General features: G+C 32.4%; 15 protein-coding genes. All 15 read left to right on the forward strand.

Annotated features, from left to right (window positions below; translation table 11 throughout):
• Window positions 1-8: 8 nt before the first annotated feature.
• The 15 genes from ACFOOI_RS13965 (at window position 9) to ACFOOI_RS14035 (ending at window position 19,595) form a co-directional block, all read left to right on the forward strand.
• Window positions 9-623, forward strand: a complete 615-nt coding sequence (locus tag ACFOOI_RS13965) for a class I SAM-dependent methyltransferase (protein ID WP_379838610.1) — start codon at window positions 9-11, stop codon at window positions 621-623.
• A gap of 46 nt (window positions 624-669) precedes the next feature.
• Window positions 670-2,205 (forward strand): type 2 lanthipeptide synthetase LanM, encoded by a 1,536-nt coding sequence (locus ACFOOI_RS13970; RefSeq protein ID WP_379838611.1) that lies wholly within the window; start codon window positions 670-672, stop codon window positions 2,203-2,205.
• 307 nt (window positions 2,206-2,512) lie between these two features.
• A complete protein-coding gene (locus ACFOOI_RS13975; RefSeq protein ID WP_379838612.1) occupies window positions 2,513-3,859 on the forward strand; it encodes a glycosyltransferase in 1,347 nt (448 codons plus the stop codon).
• The gene (locus tag ACFOOI_RS13980) at window positions 3,856-5,466 is read left to right on the forward strand and encodes a cysteine peptidase family C39 domain-containing protein (RefSeq protein ID WP_379838613.1); all 1,611 of its coding nucleotides are present in this window, start codon (window positions 3,856-3,858) and stop codon (window positions 5,464-5,466) included. The genes ACFOOI_RS13975 and ACFOOI_RS13980 overlap by 4 nt, the downstream gene beginning before the upstream one ends.
• Before the next feature lie 257 nt (window positions 5,467-5,723).
• The gene (locus tag ACFOOI_RS13985; RefSeq protein ID WP_379838614.1) at window positions 5,724-7,991 is read left to right on the forward strand and encodes an alpha/beta hydrolase family protein; all 2,268 of its coding nucleotides are present in this window, start codon (window positions 5,724-5,726) and stop codon (window positions 7,989-7,991) included.
• Between the two features lie 375 nt (window positions 7,992-8,366).
• A complete protein-coding gene (locus ACFOOI_RS13990; protein WP_379838615.1) occupies window positions 8,367-8,675 on the forward strand; it encodes a transposase in 309 nt (102 codons plus the stop codon).
• Complete coding sequence (locus ACFOOI_RS13995) at window positions 8,672-9,307, forward strand: IS3 family transposase (RefSeq protein ID WP_379838616.1); 636 nt, start codon at window positions 8,672-8,674, stop codon at window positions 9,305-9,307. The genes ACFOOI_RS13990 and ACFOOI_RS13995 overlap by 4 nt, the downstream gene beginning before the upstream one ends.
• On the forward strand, window positions 9,270-9,593 hold the full coding sequence (locus ACFOOI_RS14000) for an integrase core domain-containing protein (protein WP_379838617.1): 324 nt from the start codon (window positions 9,270-9,272) through the stop codon (window positions 9,591-9,593). Before ACFOOI_RS13995 ends, ACFOOI_RS14000 begins: the two co-directional genes overlap by 38 nt.
• A gap of 398 nt (window positions 9,594-9,991) precedes the next feature.
• Complete coding sequence (locus ACFOOI_RS14005) at window positions 9,992-10,645, forward strand: helix-turn-helix transcriptional regulator (RefSeq protein WP_379838618.1); 654 nt, start codon at window positions 9,992-9,994, stop codon at window positions 10,643-10,645.
• A gap of 14 nt (window positions 10,646-10,659) precedes the next feature.
• A complete protein-coding gene (locus tag ACFOOI_RS14010) occupies window positions 10,660-10,938 on the forward strand; it encodes a hypothetical protein (protein ID WP_379838619.1) in 279 nt (92 codons plus the stop codon).
• A 134-nt stretch (window positions 10,939-11,072) separates the two neighbouring features.
• Window positions 11,073-11,594, forward strand: coding sequence for a cyclic nucleotide-binding domain-containing protein (locus tag ACFOOI_RS14015; protein ID WP_379838620.1), 522 nt, complete (start codon window positions 11,073-11,075; stop codon window positions 11,592-11,594).
• A gap of 16 nt (window positions 11,595-11,610) precedes the next feature.
• On the forward strand, window positions 11,611-13,182 hold the full coding sequence (locus tag ACFOOI_RS14020; RefSeq protein ID WP_379838621.1) for a TolC family protein: 1,572 nt from the start codon (window positions 11,611-11,613) through the stop codon (window positions 13,180-13,182).
• Between the two features lie 12 nt (window positions 13,183-13,194).
• Window positions 13,195-14,460 carry an NHLP bacteriocin system secretion protein gene (locus ACFOOI_RS14025; RefSeq protein WP_379838622.1) on the forward strand — a complete coding sequence of 422 codons (1,266 nt, stop codon included), beginning with the start codon at window positions 13,195-13,197 and terminating at the stop codon, window positions 14,458-14,460.
• A 15-nt stretch (window positions 14,461-14,475) separates the two neighbouring features.
• A complete protein-coding gene (locus ACFOOI_RS14030; protein ID WP_379838623.1) occupies window positions 14,476-16,683 on the forward strand; it encodes an NHLP family bacteriocin export ABC transporter peptidase/permease/ATPase subunit in 2,208 nt (735 codons plus the stop codon).
• A gap of 11 nt (window positions 16,684-16,694) precedes the next feature.
• On the forward strand, window positions 16,695-19,595 hold the full coding sequence (locus ACFOOI_RS14035) for an NHLP bacteriocin export ABC transporter permease/ATPase subunit (protein ID WP_379838624.1): 2,901 nt from the start codon (window positions 16,695-16,697) through the stop codon (window positions 19,593-19,595).
• Window positions 19,596-19,598 lie beyond the last annotated feature (3 nt).

Genomic DNA, 19,598 nt, shown 5'->3' on the forward strand with positions numbered 1-19,598 from the left:
TACAGATTATGATAAAAGAAATAGTTAAAGGCAAACCCTCTTCGAGAACTGAAATGCTAATATATGAGCCTGTTAGCAAAAAACGCCCCGAAAAAATGATAAATATTTTCTCAGCTTGGAGAGGATTAGAAATAATAATTGAGGATATACTTGTCCAATTTAATATAGGTAGAGAATCTTGTATTGAATTTGGGGTCGAATTTGGTTATTCAACTGTGGTTCTATCCAATTTTTTTGATAAAATTATAGGTATAGACACCTTTGAAGGTGACAAGCATACATTTTATAGAGGAGGGCATTTTGATAAAACAAAAGCAAGACTGTCTATTTATGAAAACATAACTTTAATTAAGTCAGACTATCAGAATTGGATACCAAATGATACAAATCATTATGATTTTGCTCACGTTGATATTGTTCATGACTACAAGGAAACATATGAATGTGGACTTTGGGCTGCTCAAAATAGTGATTGTGCTATTTTTCATGATACAGAAAGTTTCCCAGAGGTTAAACGTGCTGTAATTGATATTGCTAATGCAACTGGCTATAGAATGTTCAATTATCCTTTTCACTTTGGACTTGGGATTTTAGTAAATCCAAACATAATGCCTCTTGATTAAAACTACCATTAATTTTCCAATTCACTCAAAAAATAACAATCAGAAGATGATCCAGCAAGCCCGATATTTAATTAATGAAAATTTCAAAACAATCCCGTTTGTTGAGGTTATTTTACCTTATACAGAAAGTTTAATAATTAATCCTGATTTACAATTATCAATCTTGGTAATGGATAAATTAAAACACAAATTATTGGAAGAGTTAAGCTCTACTGCAGAGGTTACTTTGCAAACAAAATTGGAAAATTTTATTGAGAATGGAAATTCTAATTTCGATGAATTTATAAAGACAATAAATTTGTCTTTGGTAAGAGATTATCCTGTTTTAGATAAAATTCTAATGATTAAAACCAATAATTTTTCAAAACATATTGAAAACATCTTTACCCGTTTTCAAGAGGATATTGAAAAATTAAAAACTAAGTTTAACTTAGGTAAAATTAAAATTGTTGATATTGATACAGGCCTAGGGGATGGTCATAATGGTGAAGGTACCGCTTTATTACATTTATCGGATGGTACAAAGCTAATATACAAACCGAGAAATATTGGTATAACCAATTCTTATAACTCTTTTATTGATTGGGTTAATCTTAAACTAAAAACAGACCTAAAAACTTTTAAAATTGTGGATTGTGTGAATTATGGATGGATAGAATTTGTAAGAAGTGAAAAATTAAATTCAGATGAAGATTTAAAAGAATATTACTTTAAATCTGGAATATTATTAGCGGTTACTTTACTTTTAGGTAGCAAGGATTGTCATCATGAAAATGTAATTGCATCAGGGAATAATCCTGTAATGATTGATCATGAAACTATTATTCAGCCCTTTTTTGAAGACCAATCTTTTCGGACTTGGGATTTTCAACATAAAATACCTCCTTTTTCAGTTTTAGAAAGTTTTTTAATCATAAATCCAAACTCAGGAACACCTATAGATATTGTTGGATATGGAGTGAATGGGAATATTGAAGTATCGGAACTAGTGAAAACATTTATAAACTCAAATACAATAAATTCGAAAAGAACAACTCGCTTCACAACAAGAAAAATAGTAGACAAAAATATTCCTGTCTTAGATGGTACATACATTTTTGCAAATGATTACAAAGAACAATTCATTAATGGTTTTTCTTCTGCCTACGATATGTTTTTCAACTCAAAAGATGAATTAAAGTTTAGTAATTCCCCATTACATCTTTTTAACAACAATGAGGTTCGTTACGTTTGGCGACCAACTTTTGTATACTTCAAAATTTTAAAATATATGAGATTACCTGCTTTCATGTCAAGTTTTGAAGAATTTACCAAAAAACTGCGATTCTTATTATCGAAAGCATTTCAAGGAGGCAATATGGAAAAGTTCAAGTTTATCCTTGATTTTGAAATGAAGCAAATGCTCAATGGAGACATACCAATTTTTACTCTTGGCAGTCAAAATAATTATTTAGAAAGTGAAAATGCTTTAAAAGTATTTGAAAAAAATTGCATGGAAAATATTTTTCATAGAATTGACTTACTTTCCATAGAACATAAAGATGAACAGTTGATCTATATTAATAGATGGCTGAATATGTGATTTTTTTTTGATTCTTCTAAATCATTTAAAAATAAATCAATAGACAATCAAAAATAAATGACTTTTTAGTCGAAATTCAGCAAGTCGGTGTATAAAATTTGAAAGTGATTATTAAAGAAACCGATTTGTGCATATTCAAAGAAAAAACACTAAATTAATTGCTGTCGAGAAAAAGAAAGCAGAGCAAAAAAATTGACTACAATAGTTTGCTTAAAGTTGTAGATTAGTGAAGAATATTCAATGGCCAACAGGTTTTTATAAGATAAAAAAACAAATGTCTGTTCAACAATTTTGTTAACTATTATCTATGAAAAAAAAAGCTTTATTTATTCCAGCTTCAATCAGAAGTCACATATTACCTTCTTTTTACTTGGCTGATATGCTCTCAATAGATTTTGAGGTTACTTATGCAGTAACTGATAAAGTATTAGCTGAGTCTGCTCACAAAAACGGATTCAAAACTTGCAAAATCTCAAGATTTAAAGCAGGTTGTAATAATGAAAAATACTTTATCCTAGACCAAAGGAAGAATGCAAGTTTTCTAACGATACTTAAATGTTATTTTAAAAATGAATTGTACTGGAAACGTAAAAATGAGATCGATGAGTTACTAGAACAAGTAAAACCAGATGTTGTATTAGTTGATGTTTACTGTAGCACTGATTTTTTATTTCTTTATTTACATTCAAAAAAAATAAAAATAGCGTTTTTTAATCCAATGCCATCAACCTATAATGTTGAGGGTTATCCAAGTGTTGATGATAATGTTTGGTTGAAAGATAATAACAAATATTCTACAAATAAATCCATAAAACTATCAGAGTTAATAATGTCTCCACAAAATGCAATCCTTAAATGGGTTTCAGAAAAACAAATGCAAAAACTGATAAGATGGAGCAAGATCCCATCAGAACACAGTCTCATTGAAAATAAATTTATTAAAGCCTTTAAGAATATACCTGAATTATTACTTCTTCCTCTTGAATTTGAGTTTTCTCCAGCAATTAAAAAAGATTATCAACATTACTTGGGGCTTAGCCAACATGAAAATAGAGTAGATACTGAATTAGATAGTGCTTTTGATGAAAAATGGGAAGGTGTTTTAGAAAAAAAACATGAAGGAAGTAAAATAGTCTATTGCAGCTTTGGGACATTTTTCGAGAATGCTCATCCACGATTACTAGATTTTATTAATATGGTATTGGAAGTTATAGATTCTATTCCAAATGTTTTTTTAGTTTGTTCTGTAAATAGATATGTAGTTCAGACACTATATGCACAACACAGAGTATTTAAAAATGCTGCATTTTTTTACAAGGTACCCCAACTTCAGGTTCTGAAAATCGCTGATTTATTTATTACCCATGGAGGTCTAGGAGGAATAAAAGAAAGTATATATTATAAAGTGCCTATGTTGGTTTATCCTCTTGATATACATTATGATCAATGTGGAAATGCTTTAAAAGTTGAACATCATGGCATTGGACTGAAAGGTAATTTTATGTACGAACAAAAAAACTATATGCAGGCAAAAGTAAAAAAACTACTGTATGATATAAGTTTCAAGATAAAAATAAATGAATTCAGGGCTAATATTAATACTGTATATACCAATAAATATCATGAAGACTTACTAAACAAGATATTAGCATGACACTATCAATTAACGAACTAAATACGTTGGGAGTCATTAAACGACTTTTTAGTCTTAAAAATGTAAAAGTAACATCCTCAAGCTTAATGAACAAGATTGTAGAGGAACCGACTTTCCCTAGTTTGATGTCTTTAAGCAATATTCTTTCTGAATTTAATATTTTCAATGCACCTTTGGTGATTAATACGAAGCAATTAGGAAAAATACCACTTCCTGCTATTGCTCATTTTGAAAATGGTAATGGTTACATATTAATTAATAGTGTTGACGTAGAAAATAATGAAATAGAGTGGTATCATGAACAGCAGGGAACGACAATAGAAAGCATAACAGAATTTTCCCATAAATGGCAAGGAGTTGTTTTGATAGCAAAACCCATTGAAGGTTTAGAAGAAGAAAATTATAAATCTAAATTGATCGCTGAGAAACTATCTAAACTTCGAACACCTTTTATCTCTGCTTCTTTAGCTATCATTTTAGGTTATTTAGTATTTAATAAAAATATATCATCAGGTCAAACGATAACTTTTTATGCCATTTTGTTTTTAAAAATTATAGGTTTGATATTATCTGCAATTCTTGTTCGATTGACTATAGACTCAGATAATAGTATAGAGGAAGGCTCTACTAAAGCAAAAAAATTAAAAAATGATATTATCATAAGCCTTAATTTAGACAGTAGAAAAATAGTTGGTGAGCCTGTTTGGACTGAAATTGGACTAATCTATTTTATTTCTAGTTTAGCGACTTTATTGTTTTTAGACTCTGACCAAACATTAGTTTTTCTTAAATGGCTTAATCTATTAACAACACTTTACATAATATGGAGTTTGTATTATCAAATAGCAATATTAAAGAATTGGTGTTTAATATGTTTAGGGTCCTTAGCATTTGTTCTAACCGAATTTGCAACCTTATTTAATGTCCCTCTTTTTGATAAAAATATAAATCCTTTTTTGATAGGGCAAAACCTAATTTTAATCCTCCTAGTTGTGGTCTTTTGGGTATTTATTAAAAAGCATTTGTTTCACTCAGTTGTTAATGAAAATTTATTTCATGTACATAAAAAAATGAAATTTAATACTGAGTATGTAAAAGCAATGTATAGAGATAAGCAAACACTTCCCCCCATTTTTAAAGAGATGAAAACCGTCAATATTGGGAATGAAGAAGCTGAACATAATTTATTGGCTGTTTTAAACCCAAATTCCATTCTAAGTAAATTAAGATTTCTAGAATTATTTGATCTATCCACAAAAAATCACAATATAAATATAAAAATTATACTTGTTCCAGATTCTCCTGAAGATCAAAGAGGAAAATCAATAATAAGACATATTTTGAGTATGGAAAATGAAGAAAAGAAATTGGCTTTAATTAATTTTTTTACATACGAAAAGGATATAAAAGGTTTTTTTAGTAACACAGAGGCTAACAATCCTGAAATTTATAATGCTTTAGAAGCAAATATGAATTGGGTTTTCTTAGCAAGAATTCCACTAATAAACCCAAGTATATTTTTTAACAAAAATTTATTCCCAGACACATATAAAATACATGAGATACCAAAACTTATAAGGATAATATCAAGTAAAAATCAGGTCTAATCTTATTATATATCATGCTTTCTGTTTTATTCTAAGAATTAAATGATTATCCTAAAAATAACCATAAAATAGTTAATGTTAGCCATTATATCAAAGTAAAAATGACTAGCTTTCATTATTTATCTTTTTCTAAGATAGCATTAATTTTAGAGAGTTGTTTTTCATAACATAATACAAAAAAACGCTCCTTTATAAAAAAAACATCTACAATTAAAAAAAACTAATAATATAAAATTTCAAATAACACGTTAATGAAAATGAAAAAAACAATCACACTAATTTTACTTATTTTTATAAGTATTTACAGCTACGCACAAGATTTTACCGGAGACTGGAAGGGCACAATAGAGGTGCAAGGCACCAAGGTGGAATTAATTTTTCACATTACAAATGGTAACGACGGATTAGCTACCACTTTAGATGTACCCATGCAAGGTGCAAGCGGTATACCCTTAGACAAAACAACGAGCGAGGCTAATGAAGTCACAATTTCATCTAGCAAAATGGGCATTACCTATGTTGGCAAATTAGAAAACAGCCAGCTTTTGGGTACATATAAACAGGGAGGTATGGAATTGCCGCTTAGTTTGGCCAAGTTTGAAAACAAATTGCCTGGCAATACCGCTTTGCCAAGTACTGAAGCAGAATTAAAGGCTCTAGCTGCTAAAGACCTAGGTAATTATAAATATAAAGTAGAAGACTATTTTGCTAAGCCAAAAGCATCTTCGTTCCAGCTTTCGCCAGATGGCAACTATATGTCCTACAAAGAAAAGGACGCTAATCTTAAAAACCACGTATATGTAAAAGACATAAAAACGGGCGAAATAAAAAAGGTAATAGAAGAAAAAGAAGAACTAATACGTGGGTATGGCTGGGTAAATAAGAGTCATTTAATTTATGTGATGGACAAAGGCGGAAACGAAAATTATCATTTGTTTTCAGTGAAAATTGATGGCACCAATAATAAAGAACTAACGCCTTTTGATGGTGTAAAAGTTGGCATTTTGGCATTTCTAAAAGAAGATCCTGAGCATATTATTATTCAGATGAATAAGAATAATCCACAAATTAATGAGCCTTTTAAATTGAATGTGGAAACAGGTGAACTAGAACAACTCTTTACCAACAACGACCCACAAAATCCTATTGCAGGTTATAATTTTGATAAAGAAGGGAAATTGAGGGGTTACTCAAAAATTAAAGATGGAATTTTTACCCAATACTATTATACGGTTGATGGAGGCAAAACTTTTAATCTATTGAAAGAACTTGCGATGGAAGAATCTTTTAGCATTTTAAGTTATAATTATGCTTCTGAAAATCCAGATGATGCCTATGTGGCCACTAACCTTAATTCTGATAAAACTGAAATTCAGTTGTACGATTTAAAACTAAATAAGCCTATAAAAACAGTTTTTTCAAACCCAGAATATGATGTAAGCGGAATTTCTTTATCTAGAAACAGAAACTACGAAGTTGCTTATTTTTCATATGAAGGTGAAAAATCAGTTGTGATTCCACAAAGTGCATATTTTAAAAAATTGGATAAGACAATCAGTAAGCAATTTCCGAACTACCAATATATAATCGCTGACTATACAGATGATGAGTCTATGTATCTCATAGCTCTTACAAGCGATAAGTTGGTCGGGAAATATTATACCTATGATTCGAAGAAAAACGAATTTAAATTTCTGTATGATTTAATGCCTCAATTAAAAGAGGAAGACATGGCCGAAATGCGTCCTATAACCTTTAAAAGTAGAGACGGTAAAACAATACATGGTTATATAACATTACCAAAAGCGGCTTTAGAGGGTAAAAAAGTCCCTTTAATTGTAAATCCTCATGGTGGGCCACAAGGTATTAGAGATCATTGGGGCTTCAATCCTGAAACACAATTGTTTGCAAGTAGAGGCTACGCTACTTTACAAGTAAACTTTAGAATTTCGGGGGGGTATGGTAAAGAGTTTTTTAAGTCTGGCTTTAAGCAAATAGGTAGAAAACTAATGGACGATGTGGAAGATGGTTTACAATATTCTATCGACCAAGGCTGGGTAGACAAAGAAAAAGTGGCCATTTATGGTGCAAGTCATGGCGGTTATGCTGTCTTGAGAGGAATGGAAAAAACGCCTGATTTATATACTTGTGGCGTAGACTATGTAGGCGTTTCTAATATCTTTACGTTTATGAACTCTATGCCTGCATATTGGAAGCCTTACCTAAAAATGATCAAAGAAATATGGTATGATATTGAAGATCCAAAAGAAGAAGCTATTGCAAAAGAAGTTTCACCTGTTTATCACATAGATGCTATTAAAAAACCACTGTTTGTAATTCAAGGAGGAAACGACCCAAGAGTAAACATCAACGAATCGGATCAGATTGTAGAAGGGTTACGTAAAAAGGGATTTGAAGTGCCTTATATGGTAAAATACAATGAAGGACACGGATTTGGCAAAGAAGAAAACCAAGTAGAATTGTACAAAACTATGCTAGGTTTCTTGGCCGTAAATTTAAAATAAGTCGTTTTTTAACAAATTAGATTTTCCTTTTTTTTGAAATATACTAATCGCTTATTTAGAAAAAATGTTATTAAAGAGAAAAACTCGACGCATTGCTACGGTTTTTCTCTTTTTTATTTTCCCTATTTCAAACTTTAAAATCGCCATTTAATAATTTTCTCAAAGCGTTTATTTGTTGATCCTAAAAAGTTACAATACTCAGAAATTACTCAAAGCCGCTTTTTTAACTATACCAACCTAACATATCCGCCAATTATTTATTGGCTTAAATTGGGTCTACTAAATGTCAATTAAATATCTATAAACAATCCATTACCTGATAGGTCGATTAAAACTTGGACACAAAACTAAGTTAACAATTAATTAGATTTGTGTATGTCAAAGCATCGAAAAACATGGTCGCCAACAGAGAAGGAGAAAATAGTTCTTCATTCTATTCAACATGGCGTTAGTGAAGCTTCCAGGGAGTTTGGGGTTTCATCAGTGAGTATTTACAATTGGAAAGAGAAGTTAGAGCATCTAGGCAAAAGTGGTTTGCAATCGGGAGCGATGACTGACTCGGAGCGAGAGCTAAAGTTGTTACGTCGTGAAAATGAAGCTCTAAAAAGAATTGTGGCTGAGAAAGAATTAGCTATTCAGATTAAGGATTCCCTTTTAAAAAAAAGTCAATCAATAAAGAAATGAAAATCATGGTAATTGATGAGTTTTTGGAGCAAGGTAAGCCTAAACACTTGGTATTGAAACATGCTGGACTATCAAGAAGTAGCTATTATTATTCCTCTACTGGGACTAAACCGGGTAAAAGGGCATCTCGATTTGTATACGACATTGAGGATAATAAGCATGACTTAAGTTATGTGATAAAAGAAATCAAAACAGTATTAAATGGAGAGTTCGTTGATTATGGCTATTACAAAACATATAGTTACTTAAACCATGAAAAAGGCTTGAAAATTGGGGCTTATAGAACTTATAAGCTTATGAAAGAGCATAATTTATTAAAATTTCAACGAAGTAAATCTAAAAAGACAAATAGGAATTGGGTAAAAGATTTGGTTCCAAACGTTCAAAGTGAATTTAGCTTTTTAGAGTTTGATATTAAATATGTTTACATTCAAGGAACGCACTCAAACGCACAAGTATTGACGATTTTAGACGTATATTCAAGATGGCAATTAGGACAATATATAGCAAATTCAATTAAATCAGAAGATGTAATTAACCTATTCGAGCAGGTTTTTGATACTTATCCTATGCCTCAACAATTTATCGTCAGAAATGATAACGGATCACACGGGGGCGACCTTTCGCTTTGAAGCAACAATTGTACAAGAGTACTTAAGAAAAAAGGGCGTTATTCAGGAGTTTACCAAACCTGCAACACCAGAACAAAATGCTCATATTGAGTCTTATCATTCAATTATGGAAAGTGCTGTTTGTCAGCGATTTGAATTTGAAAATATAGTAGACTTTAAACAAACAATGACGAGATGGAAGAAATTTTATAATTTCGAAAGAATTCATGGCGGATTAGGCTACAAAAGCCCAAGTAAATTCCTCCAATCAATTGGTGTCAAAATTGACCCAAAATGGGAAAAGTAAATTAATTATCGTGTCCAAGTATTTGCGTTTAAGACAATTATTATGGTTCATTTTGTGAACGTCATGGGATTATAAATACGCATACTTTAACACTAAAAACAGGCTCTTTTTTTTAGCACGAATTACCTTAACTGCGTAAACTCAAAAAAACACTTGTTATAATATCTACCATCATATAGTTAATATTCATCATAGTTGCTATACAAAAACGATAGCCTTTCACTATTTATCTTTTTCTAAGATAGTATTTACTTTACAGTGTTGTTTCTGACAAAAGAAGTAGATATAAATTCAATACTAAACAGGGTACTAAACCTGAGTAGAATTGACTGACTTAACAAGCTTCCATTTTAATGAAACAAAATCCATATAACTATAAATTAAAAAAAACCTACACCATGAGTTCTCTAAGTAATGTAAATATTGACTGGTCGTCGCCAAATGTATTGGAGCAAATTGTTCAAAACATAAATGGCCCACTTCAAAAAATAATGAATGCCAACCAGGACCACACATTTAACAACCCCAAAAATCTTGAAAAAATAATATTTTCAAGTAGTAAAGAAATTAGCGAAATTATTGAAGAAATAATGATGAAATCTAAGGCTAAATCACTTAGTCTAACTTTTCAGGAGAACCCAGAAATATTTGAAATATACGAAACAAACCAAAATGTTAGAGAGATGTGTACGGGCTCTATAAATCCACAAAAAATGGCCAAAATTGATAAAGATTGGCTGCTTGACCTTGAAAAGGAAATACATAGCTCTATCACACAAAATGACCTTAATCTTTACGATTTGTCTTTTAAAATGGCCGTAAGCGAGCGACAGCTACATAGAAAAATATCAAATCTGATATTTATGACTCCAAACAAATACATAAGAGTGCTGAGGCTACACAAAGCAAAAAAAATGATTGACAGTTACATTGATAGGTCCATTTCTCAAATAGCTTACAAGGTTGGCTATAACGATGTAAACTATTTCTCGAAGATTTTTATAGAACAATATGATATTTCTCCAAAGGAAATGATAAATGCATTACGCTAAGAATTCGAAACCTTATGAATCTTTCAAAAAACCAAATAAAAGGGAAAGGGGTATATCAAAGGATAATATCTGAAGCCTGGAAAAATGAGCATTTCAAAAATTCATTGCTCAAAAATCCAGAGCAGACTTTGGAGATTTTTTTTAGAGGAAAACTTCCATTTGGGAAAAAAATAAAAGTTACTGATCAAACTGACAACGAGTATCTCTACATCAACATACCTGTAATACCAGACGGGTTATTGTCAGAAGATACCGAACTTAAAAAAGCAGCAGAAGAAGTCTCTTCTAAATAGAATATTAGAAAATAGACTAACCTATGGGGCATTGAAAAATCAGAAACCAAAACTGGCAGGATTGTCGGCGTTTTTGTCTTACTGTTAAGGTGGTTAACTTATAAATTTACTAAATATTTAAACACATACACAAAATGAAAAGAGTACTTTTTTTCTTGGGTCAATTAAATGACAGAGATGTAGAATGGATGCTAAACAATGGCAGCAAAGCAAATCTTAGCGTAGGTGATAAACTGATTAGCAAAGGCGAAGAAATCAATAATTTATTTATAATACTTTCGGGAAAACTGGCTGTTTATACCAGCGACGATCCCCACCAGGTAATAGCTACTTTAGAAGCAGGTGAAATAGTTGGCGAAATGTCTTTCTTAGAATCCCGACCACCTTCTGTATCTGTAATCGTAACAGAAGAGGCAGTAGTTTATCAAATACCGAGAGAAGCTATAAATAATAGATTTAGAACAAACATGGAGTTCAAAGCTAATTTCCATTACGCTTTGGCACTTTTCTTATCTAATAGACTTAGAAAAACCACCGACCAGCTGGGCTATGGTAACCCTGAAGAGGAAGACTATATAGACACTAATGTATTAGATGGTGTGGCTAAAGCTGGATCTCGATTTGGGCAGATTTTGCATAAGTTTTCGGAGGTTTAATTAAAAAAAAATAGAAATGAGACTTTATAAATTCCTTTTTGTTTTTCTTTGGCTTATTTGCACAAAACAAGCAAATAGCCAATCAAACATTAAATGCAATTTATCTGAATTGATAAACAAAGCATTTAATAATAATCCTACATTAAAGAGAAGCGAATTAGTGATTAAGAGTTCGGAAGCTAATTTCCAAATTCAAAAAAGCATTTTTGATTATAATTCTTTTGCTAGGCTCTCCAATAATTTTTCAAGGAATAATTTATTAGATGCCGATCCCCGAAACACCTATTTAAATGATTTTTTAAAAACAAAAACTTGGGATTTTTCGGGAGGAGCCAATAAAAAACTCCGAACGGGTCAAATAGCAGAGGTTTCAGTGAACTACGGTTTTAACTCCAGCAATTTTCCAATCAACAGTTTTAGTCAAAATATAGGCCCATATGTTGGAAATCATTCATCCACAATAAATTATTCGCTGACACAGCCTTTATTAAGAGGAAGAGGAAGAAGCATTGCCACAGCTTCAGAAAGGTCTTCGGTGCTATACTTGGAAAACTCCAAAAGGGACTTTGAGTTCTCAAATTCTCTTCAAATACTCCAGATCGGCCTGGCTTATTGGAACTACTATGTTGCGTATAAAAACGTAGAAATTTATAAGCAAAATGAAAACAGAGTTAGAAATGTCTTAGAAATAACCAAGGAATTAGTTAAAGCTGACAAAAAACCCAACGGAGACATGGTTCAAATAAATGCCGACTTAGCTAACCAAGAAAAGCAGACTTTTATAGCACAACAAAGCCTATATGCTGCAAAAGTAAATTTAGGCAGAGAGGTTGGTTTAAGTAATGGAGAAAGTTTAATGCTAGATGTGCCATTAAATGAACTCCCTACACTAGAAGGTTCTATGTACAAAACCGACCTAGATAAAAGTAGTTTTATCAAAACTGCCAAGGAAAAAAGAGCAGATTTAAAAGGTAACCAAATAATCACGGAATCGTTAGAACTGCAATATAAACTTGCTGAAAACAACACAAAACCACAGCTCGATTTAAGTGGGTTCGTATTTCATGGAAGCCTAAGCACAGGTTCAGGAATAGGAGAAACATTTTCGTCTTTCACTAATAATCAAGGGAGCAATTATGGACTAGGGGCTCGTCTTTCTTTTACTTTTCCGGTAAATAATAATTTAGCCAAAGGAAATCTAGCAAAAAGTGTTATCGCAATAAAAGACCAGCAAGTATACAATGACAACCTTAATAGGAATATAGAATTAAATATCAGCAACGCACTTAATAACCTAAACAACAGTGTCTTGGTGTTAGAAAAAGCTAAAGAGGCTTTAAATAACTATAAAGAAGCTTTTGCAAACGAGCAGGTAAAGTTTCAAACTGGGTTAACAACTATTTTAAGTTTGATTTTATTCCAAGAACGCCTAACTACCTCTGAGCTACAATATTTATATGCCTATCAACAGTTTGCAAATGCAATAATAATACTAAGGCACGAAACAGGAACACTTGTTTCTCAAGAGAAGAATGGCTTCACGGTAGATCCAAGAGCTTTTTATATTATTCCAAATTCAGAATTTTAAATAATCAATATTATGTCAGCAGGATTTTTCAGAAAATCAGCCCTAGAAAAACTTTCCACACCAGAAAAGTTAGATCAATTAATAAAGGTAACAAGCCCCAAAGCTTGGATAGCACTGTTTACCGTTTTTTTAGCACTTAGTACAGGTATAGGTTGGGCTATATTGGGTAAAGTAAAAACGAAGCTCAATGCAATAGGGGTTGTATTAGGCGGAGAAGTGCATGAGGTGGTATCTACCTCTCAAGGGCAACTAATAAAACTCAAAATTGCCATGGGTGACAAAGTAAACAAAGGCGACATTATTGCGGATATTCAACAGCCCGAACTTTTGCAGCAAATAGAAGACGCAAAGGCTGTACTATCAGACAGAAAACTAGAAATGAGCAAGTTGAGGTCTTATGGTAGCCAAGGAAGTGTGCTCGAAGACGAAATTATATCTCAAAGCAGAGTAAGTATTCAAGGAGAGATAGAGTCTGAACGTAAAAAATTAATATTTCTAAATAATCAACTCGAATCAGAAAATAACCTTTTAAGTAAGGGCTTAATAATCAAGTCTCAAGTAGCTAATACTAAACAACAAATAGATGCTTCGTTAAATACCATAGAAAGACTTAAAACACAAATTGTTGAAACATCTAGCAGGCAGCACAATATAGGGTTTGATCTACACCAAAGAATATCTTTACAAAACCAAAGAATATCAGAATCAGAGAGAAACCTTCAGTTTTTGCAAGAACGATTTGATACACAGTCAAAAATAAGAAGCCCGTATAACGGAGAAGTGGTAGAAGTTCTTACTGATGCAGGAGTGGTAGTGGGAGCAGGAACACCTCTATTTAAATTAAAGAACTTAGTTGGGGATAATTTGTCAAACAAACTAAGAGGCGTACTTTATGTTCCTTCGCAAGATGGTAAAAAAATCAAAAAAGGCATGGAGGCGTTTGTTGTACCCTCAACTGTACAGCCTCAAGAATACGGGTTCATGAAAGGAAAAATTACGTATGTTTCGGACTTCCCAATAACTCAGCAGGGCATGATGACTTCGGTTAAAAACGACCAATTGGCGAAAGGCTTATTATCATCGGGGCCACTGTTTGAAGTACACGTAGAATTTGAAAAAGACGAAAAATCCTTTAGTGGTTTTAAATGGACATCAGCCAATGGTCCTGATATAGCGATAAAAGAAGGTACGTCTTGTATGGGTAAAATCACCATTAAGCAAGAAAACCCAGCGGCGATAGTTGTACCTGCATTAAAAAAATTCTTTGAACTCTACTAAAACCACTTTAAGAAAATGGATAGCAAAACTAAATATGTAATAGAAAAGCAGGCTCGTCCAGTAAAGGTACCAACAGTTTTACAAATGGAAAGTGTAGAGTGTGGTGCAGCAGCTTTAAGTATCATATTGGGATATTTTGGAAAATTTGTTCCTTTAGAAAAACTTAGAATTGCATGTGGAGTATCCCGAGATGGCTTAAAAGCTACAAACATACTTAAAGCAGCAAAAGAGTTTGGTTTAGAAGCAAAAGGGTATGCAAAGTCAATAGAAAAATTAATGCAAATTCAAACCCCTGCTATTATTTTTTGGAACTTTAACCATTTTCTTGTTTTAGAAGGATTCACCAAAAACAAAGTTTACTTAAGCGACCCTGCTCAAGGAAGATACGCTGTTTCACATCAAGAATTTGATGATTCTTATACGGGTGTCGTTTTAACCTTTAATCCATCTGAAAATTTCGAAAAAGGAAATGAAAAAAGGGGAATGATGGCAGCATTGGCTTCTAGAGTTTCTAACTCTAAACTAAGCATAGCTTACATTGTATTAGTAAGCTTATTTTTGGTTATCCCTGGACTTATTATTCCATCTTTTATACAAATATTCATTGACAAATATTTAATAAACAGCTATTCGGGCTTTGTAATGCCTCTTTTGTTAATAATGGGTGGTATTTTAATAATTAATTCCGTATTGGTATATCTACAACAGTATTATTTATTAAAACTAGAAACCAAGCTCGCACTAACTACATCTAGCAAATTTTTGTGGCACGTATTTCATCTACCAATAGCTTTTTTTACACAACGCTACAGTGGAGAAATAGGAAGCAGAGTATCTTTAAATGATAAAGTAGCAAAGCTATTAAGTGGTGATTTAGCCAATTCAGCATTAAATGTAATTGTAGTCATTTTCTATGCTATGCTTATGTTCTCATATGATATTTCCTTAACACTTATTGGCATATTTATGGCATTACTTAACGTAGTTGTCTTAAGGTTTGTCTCAAGAGCTAGAAAAGATGGAAACCGTAGGCTTAGTAATGAAAATGGCAAACTATTAGGTACCACCACTTCTGGTATTAGTATGATAGAAACCCTAAAAGCATCTGGACGAGAAAATGATTTTTTTGCAAATTGGGTTGGATATCTCGCAAAAACTATGAATTCACAGCAAGAGCTTGGTTGGCTAACCATTAGGCTTAATATAATTCCTCCTTTACTTGCATCTTTAACTACCACTTTTATTCTAGGTTTTGGTGCATTAAGGATTATGGATGGCGAAATGACCCTAGGAGCATTGGTTGCATTTACTTATCTAATGGGTAATTTTATTTCTCCAGTAAATCAATTAATTTCTGTAGGCACTATGTTACACGAAACCGAAAGTGATCTAGGACGTATTGACGATGTTTTGAATTATGAGACAGATGATCAATTTACAGAAAAGGCAAAACCGAATGAAATAGCTACCAATAGTACAGAAAAGATAAATACTGACAGTAAGTTAATAGGTTATTTTGAAATGAAAAATGTGACATTTGGTTATAATACAACTATGCCCGCATTGATTGAGAATTTTAACCTTAAACTCAGACCTGGCAGCAGGGTTGCATTAGTTGGCGGCTCCGGAAGTGGAAAGAGTACTGTTGCAAAGGTTGCATCTGGTCTATATTCTCCTTGGGAAGGAGAGATTTTGTTTGATGGTAAAAACAAATGTGATATACCCAGGCACGTTATTAATGAATCATTGGCAGTAATAGACCAAGAGGTACTCATTTTTAATGGTACTATTAAAGAAAATATTTCTTTTTGGGATGCCACTATTACAGACAAGCATATTATTCAGTCTGCTCGTGATGCTGCAATTCATGATACGATAGCAGTCCGAAAAGATGCATACGACAGTATGGTACTTGAAGGCGGCGGAAACTTTAGTGGAGGTCAACGTCAAAGATTAGAAATTGCGAGAGCCCTGGCTACCAACCCATCAATTTTAATAATGGACGAAGCTACAAGTGCATTAGACCCTACTGCAGAAAAACTTGTAATGGATAATATTAAGAAAAGGGGCTGTACATGTTTGATCGTGGCCCATAGACTTAGTACAATCATTGATTGCGACGAAATAATAGTTATGGAATATGGCAAAATAGTAGAGAGAGGAACGCATCAAGACCTTATAAATAGAGATGGGGTTTACGCACAATTAATAGAAACCAAATAAAACTTATTCTTATGTCTTTAAATGAAAAAATACATATTGGCGTTGAGAATCCATTTATTCTAAATGAATCCGATAGGTTTTGGATGGTACTATCCGGCGAAGTCAATGTTTTTTATACTAAAATAGATGAAAACGAAAATTATTTAAACGCGTTAAATCATCTTTTCACCGCTAAAAAGGGAGAGTTAGTATTTAGTCTTTTACAAAAAGAAAATATAGACAATACCAGACTAGTTGTTTCTTCTGCAAATGCTACGCTAATGGCCATAGATAAGTCCAACCTCTTAGAAGTAGATCATTTCTTTCTAAAGAATATGATTAATAAGTGGATTATAAAATCGGCCTCAAAGTTAAATACCAATAATAGCCCAAGAGTATATAAGTCATTAGGTGAATATACCATTACTAATCTAGAAAAAAATACAATCGCATTTCCTTCTAATGGAATCAGTTGGATACAGTTATTAGAAGGGCAATTAGAAGTTTTTTCCGAAAGCACGAATATATCACATGAGCAATATTCGAGCTTTATTGCTCCAGTTTCAAATAAACTTTGGATAAAAGCATTAACTGACTCAGAAATACGAGTTTTAAGTACTAGTGAACTCATTAAAGAAGATGAAATATACTTTTTACTTTCTTTGAGCAAGCTTGAAAGCCATTTCTATGCTCAGCTTAATAAAATATTGGAAAACCAAAAGATAGATGAAGGTAAGCATTTTCAAGAAAAACTTATTCAAGAAGAACAAGGACTAAAAAATACTTTAGATAAAATAAAGTCTGTTGTATCTGGAAAGGAAAAAGGCGTAGCCTCAATTAACCATACAAGTCAAAATACTTTATTTGCTACATGTCAATTAATTGGAGAAAAAATAGGGTTCAATTTAGAGCAGCCTAAACATTTAGATACTTATGAAAACAGTATCTCAAATCAATTATATGCTATTGCAAAAAGTTCAAAACTTAGAATTCGTAAAATAATTTTGAGAGATACGTGGTGGAAAGATGAAAATGGACATTTGTTAGCTTTCTTAAAAAAAGACAAAACACCCGTTGCCCTAATTCAAAAAAGTCCAACAAGCTATACCCTAATAAACGCTCAATTAGGAACCGAAACCATTGTTAATAATGACATTGCTAGTACTTTAGAGCCAATTGGATTTATGTTTCTCGCTGGTTTTGACGGTAAAATGACCTCCATCAAGAAAGTATTTTCTTTTGCAATTAAAGGAGTGGAAAAAGATGGCAAAACCCTGATATTAGCAGCTTTATTAGGAAGCTTGATAGGCCTAATTGTTCCTGTGCTATCTGGTATGATGTATGATGACGTTATACCTACAGCAGATCGAAGTTTGCACTTTGAAGTTTTTGCATTAATGATAATGATTGGCCTAATAAAAGCAGGCCTACAGTTAGTACAAGGTGTTCTTCAATTAAGGTTAGAATCAAAATCAAGTATAAATTTACAAGCAGGAGTAATGGATCATATGCTAAGACTACCTGTCACTTTTTATAAAAAGTATTCTACAGGCGATCTCACAAACAGGGTTTTAAGTATAAATGCTATTCGCCAAATTGTTTCAAGTGTTTTAATGACGGCCGTTTTGAGTGGTGCTTTTTCATTTGTAAACTTAATACTCCTCTTTTATTATGACTCCAAACTAGCTTGGATTGGTGTTCTTCTCGGATTAGTAGCAACTATATTTATGGTGTCTGTTGGATTTATTAAGTTAAAATACGACAGACAGGTATCTACTCTTCAAGGAGAGATTCAAGGTTTTTTATTTGAATTTTTATCTGGAATTACAAAAATAAGAATTACAGGAGGAGAAAAAAGAGTGTTTACACTTTGGGCGAATAAGTTTTCTCGATTAAAACAACTTGGTTTTAGTTCAGGTAGCTATCAAAATTTTGTTGAAACATTTAATGCTTCTTATCCCCTTCTAACGAGCATTTTCTTTTTCTCATTTATTTATTATACAATTACAAATTCTGCAGGAGCAGCAACTATGTTATCAGTGGGGGCATTTATGGCTTTCATATCGGCTTTTAATCAGTTTTTAAATGATAGCTTAAGACTTAGTATGGCTTTAATTACATCATTAAATGTAGTCACGCTGTACGAAAGGGTAAAACCAATTTTAGAGGAGGAAACAGAATCAGCTGAGCAAAGTATTGACCCAGGAGAGTTTTCAGGAGAAATTGAAATGAACTCAATTTCATTTAGATATAAAGAAGATTTGCCTCTTGTATTAAATGATGTAACATTTAAAGTAAAACCAGGCGAAATGATAGCCTTTGTGGGTGCTTCAGGTTCTGGAAAATCCACCATTATGAGGTTACTTTTAGGATTTGAACAAGCTGATGCTGGTTCAATATATTACGATGGTGATTCTTTTGAATCTATGAATAAAGAATTGGTAAGGAGACAAATAGGAGTAGTCTTACAAAATGGTGCATTAATGTCTGGTAGTATTTATCAAAATATTGTTGGCAATTCAGAATTAACACTAGACGACGCTTGGGAGGCTGCTCGTATGGCGGGAATGGAGGACGACATAAAACAAATGCCTATGGAAATGCATACCGTAGTCAGTGAAGGTGCTGGGACATTTTCAGGTGGACAAAGACAGAGACTAATGATTGCTAGGGCAATCGTTCATAAGCCTAGATTGTTATATATGGATGAAGCCACAAGTGCATTGGATAATAAAACACAGAATATAGTTTCGGAAAGTTTAGATAAATTACAAGCTACACGGATAATTATTGCCCATAGACTTAGTACTATTAAAAATGCTGATCGAATTTATGTATTGGATAAGGGCACAATAGTAGAATCTGGCACTTATGAAGAATTAATGAAAAACGACGCTCTCTTTTCACAATTAGCTAAGCGGCAAATTGCATAAATT

The sequence above is a fragment of the Lacihabitans lacunae genome, assembly GCF_042649125.1.
GTDB classification, from domain to species: Bacteria; Bacteroidota; Bacteroidia; order Cytophagales; family Spirosomataceae; genus Leadbetterella; species Leadbetterella lacunae.

Coding starts and splice junctions, on each gene's coding strand:
- ACFOOI_RS13965 (WP_379838610.1), top strand. CDS start 9: ATGATAAAAGAAATAGTTAAAGGCAAACCCTCTTCGAGAACTGAAATG.
- ACFOOI_RS13970 (WP_379838611.1), top strand. CDS start 670: ATGATCCAGCAAGCCCGATATTTAATTAATGAAAATTTCAAAACAATC.
- ACFOOI_RS13975 (WP_379838612.1), top strand. CDS start 2,513: ATGAAAAAAAAAGCTTTATTTATTCCAGCTTCAATCAGAAGTCACATA.
- ACFOOI_RS13980 (WP_379838613.1), top strand. CDS start 3,856: ATGACACTATCAATTAACGAACTAAATACGTTGGGAGTCATTAAACGA.
- ACFOOI_RS13985 (WP_379838614.1), top strand. CDS start 5,724: ATGAAAAAAACAATCACACTAATTTTACTTATTTTTATAAGTATTTAC.
- ACFOOI_RS13990 (WP_379838615.1), top strand. CDS start 8,367: ATGTCAAAGCATCGAAAAACATGGTCGCCAACAGAGAAGGAGAAAATA.
- ACFOOI_RS13995 (WP_379838616.1), top strand. CDS start 8,672: ATGAAAATCATGGTAATTGATGAGTTTTTGGAGCAAGGTAAGCCTAAA.
- ACFOOI_RS14000 (WP_379838617.1), top strand. CDS start 9,270: ATGATAACGGATCACACGGGGGCGACCTTTCGCTTTGAAGCAACAATT.
- ACFOOI_RS14005 (WP_379838618.1), top strand. CDS start 9,992: ATGAGTTCTCTAAGTAATGTAAATATTGACTGGTCGTCGCCAAATGTA.
- ACFOOI_RS14010 (WP_379838619.1), top strand. CDS start 10,660: ATGAATCTTTCAAAAAACCAAATAAAAGGGAAAGGGGTATATCAAAGG.
- ACFOOI_RS14015 (WP_379838620.1), top strand. CDS start 11,073: ATGAAAAGAGTACTTTTTTTCTTGGGTCAATTAAATGACAGAGATGTA.
- ACFOOI_RS14020 (WP_379838621.1), top strand. CDS start 11,611: ATGAGACTTTATAAATTCCTTTTTGTTTTTCTTTGGCTTATTTGCACA.
- ACFOOI_RS14025 (WP_379838622.1), top strand. CDS start 13,195: ATGTCAGCAGGATTTTTCAGAAAATCAGCCCTAGAAAAACTTTCCACA.
- ACFOOI_RS14030 (WP_379838623.1), top strand. CDS start 14,476: ATGGATAGCAAAACTAAATATGTAATAGAAAAGCAGGCTCGTCCAGTA.
- ACFOOI_RS14035 (WP_379838624.1), top strand. CDS start 16,695: ATGTCTTTAAATGAAAAAATACATATTGGCGTTGAGAATCCATTTATT.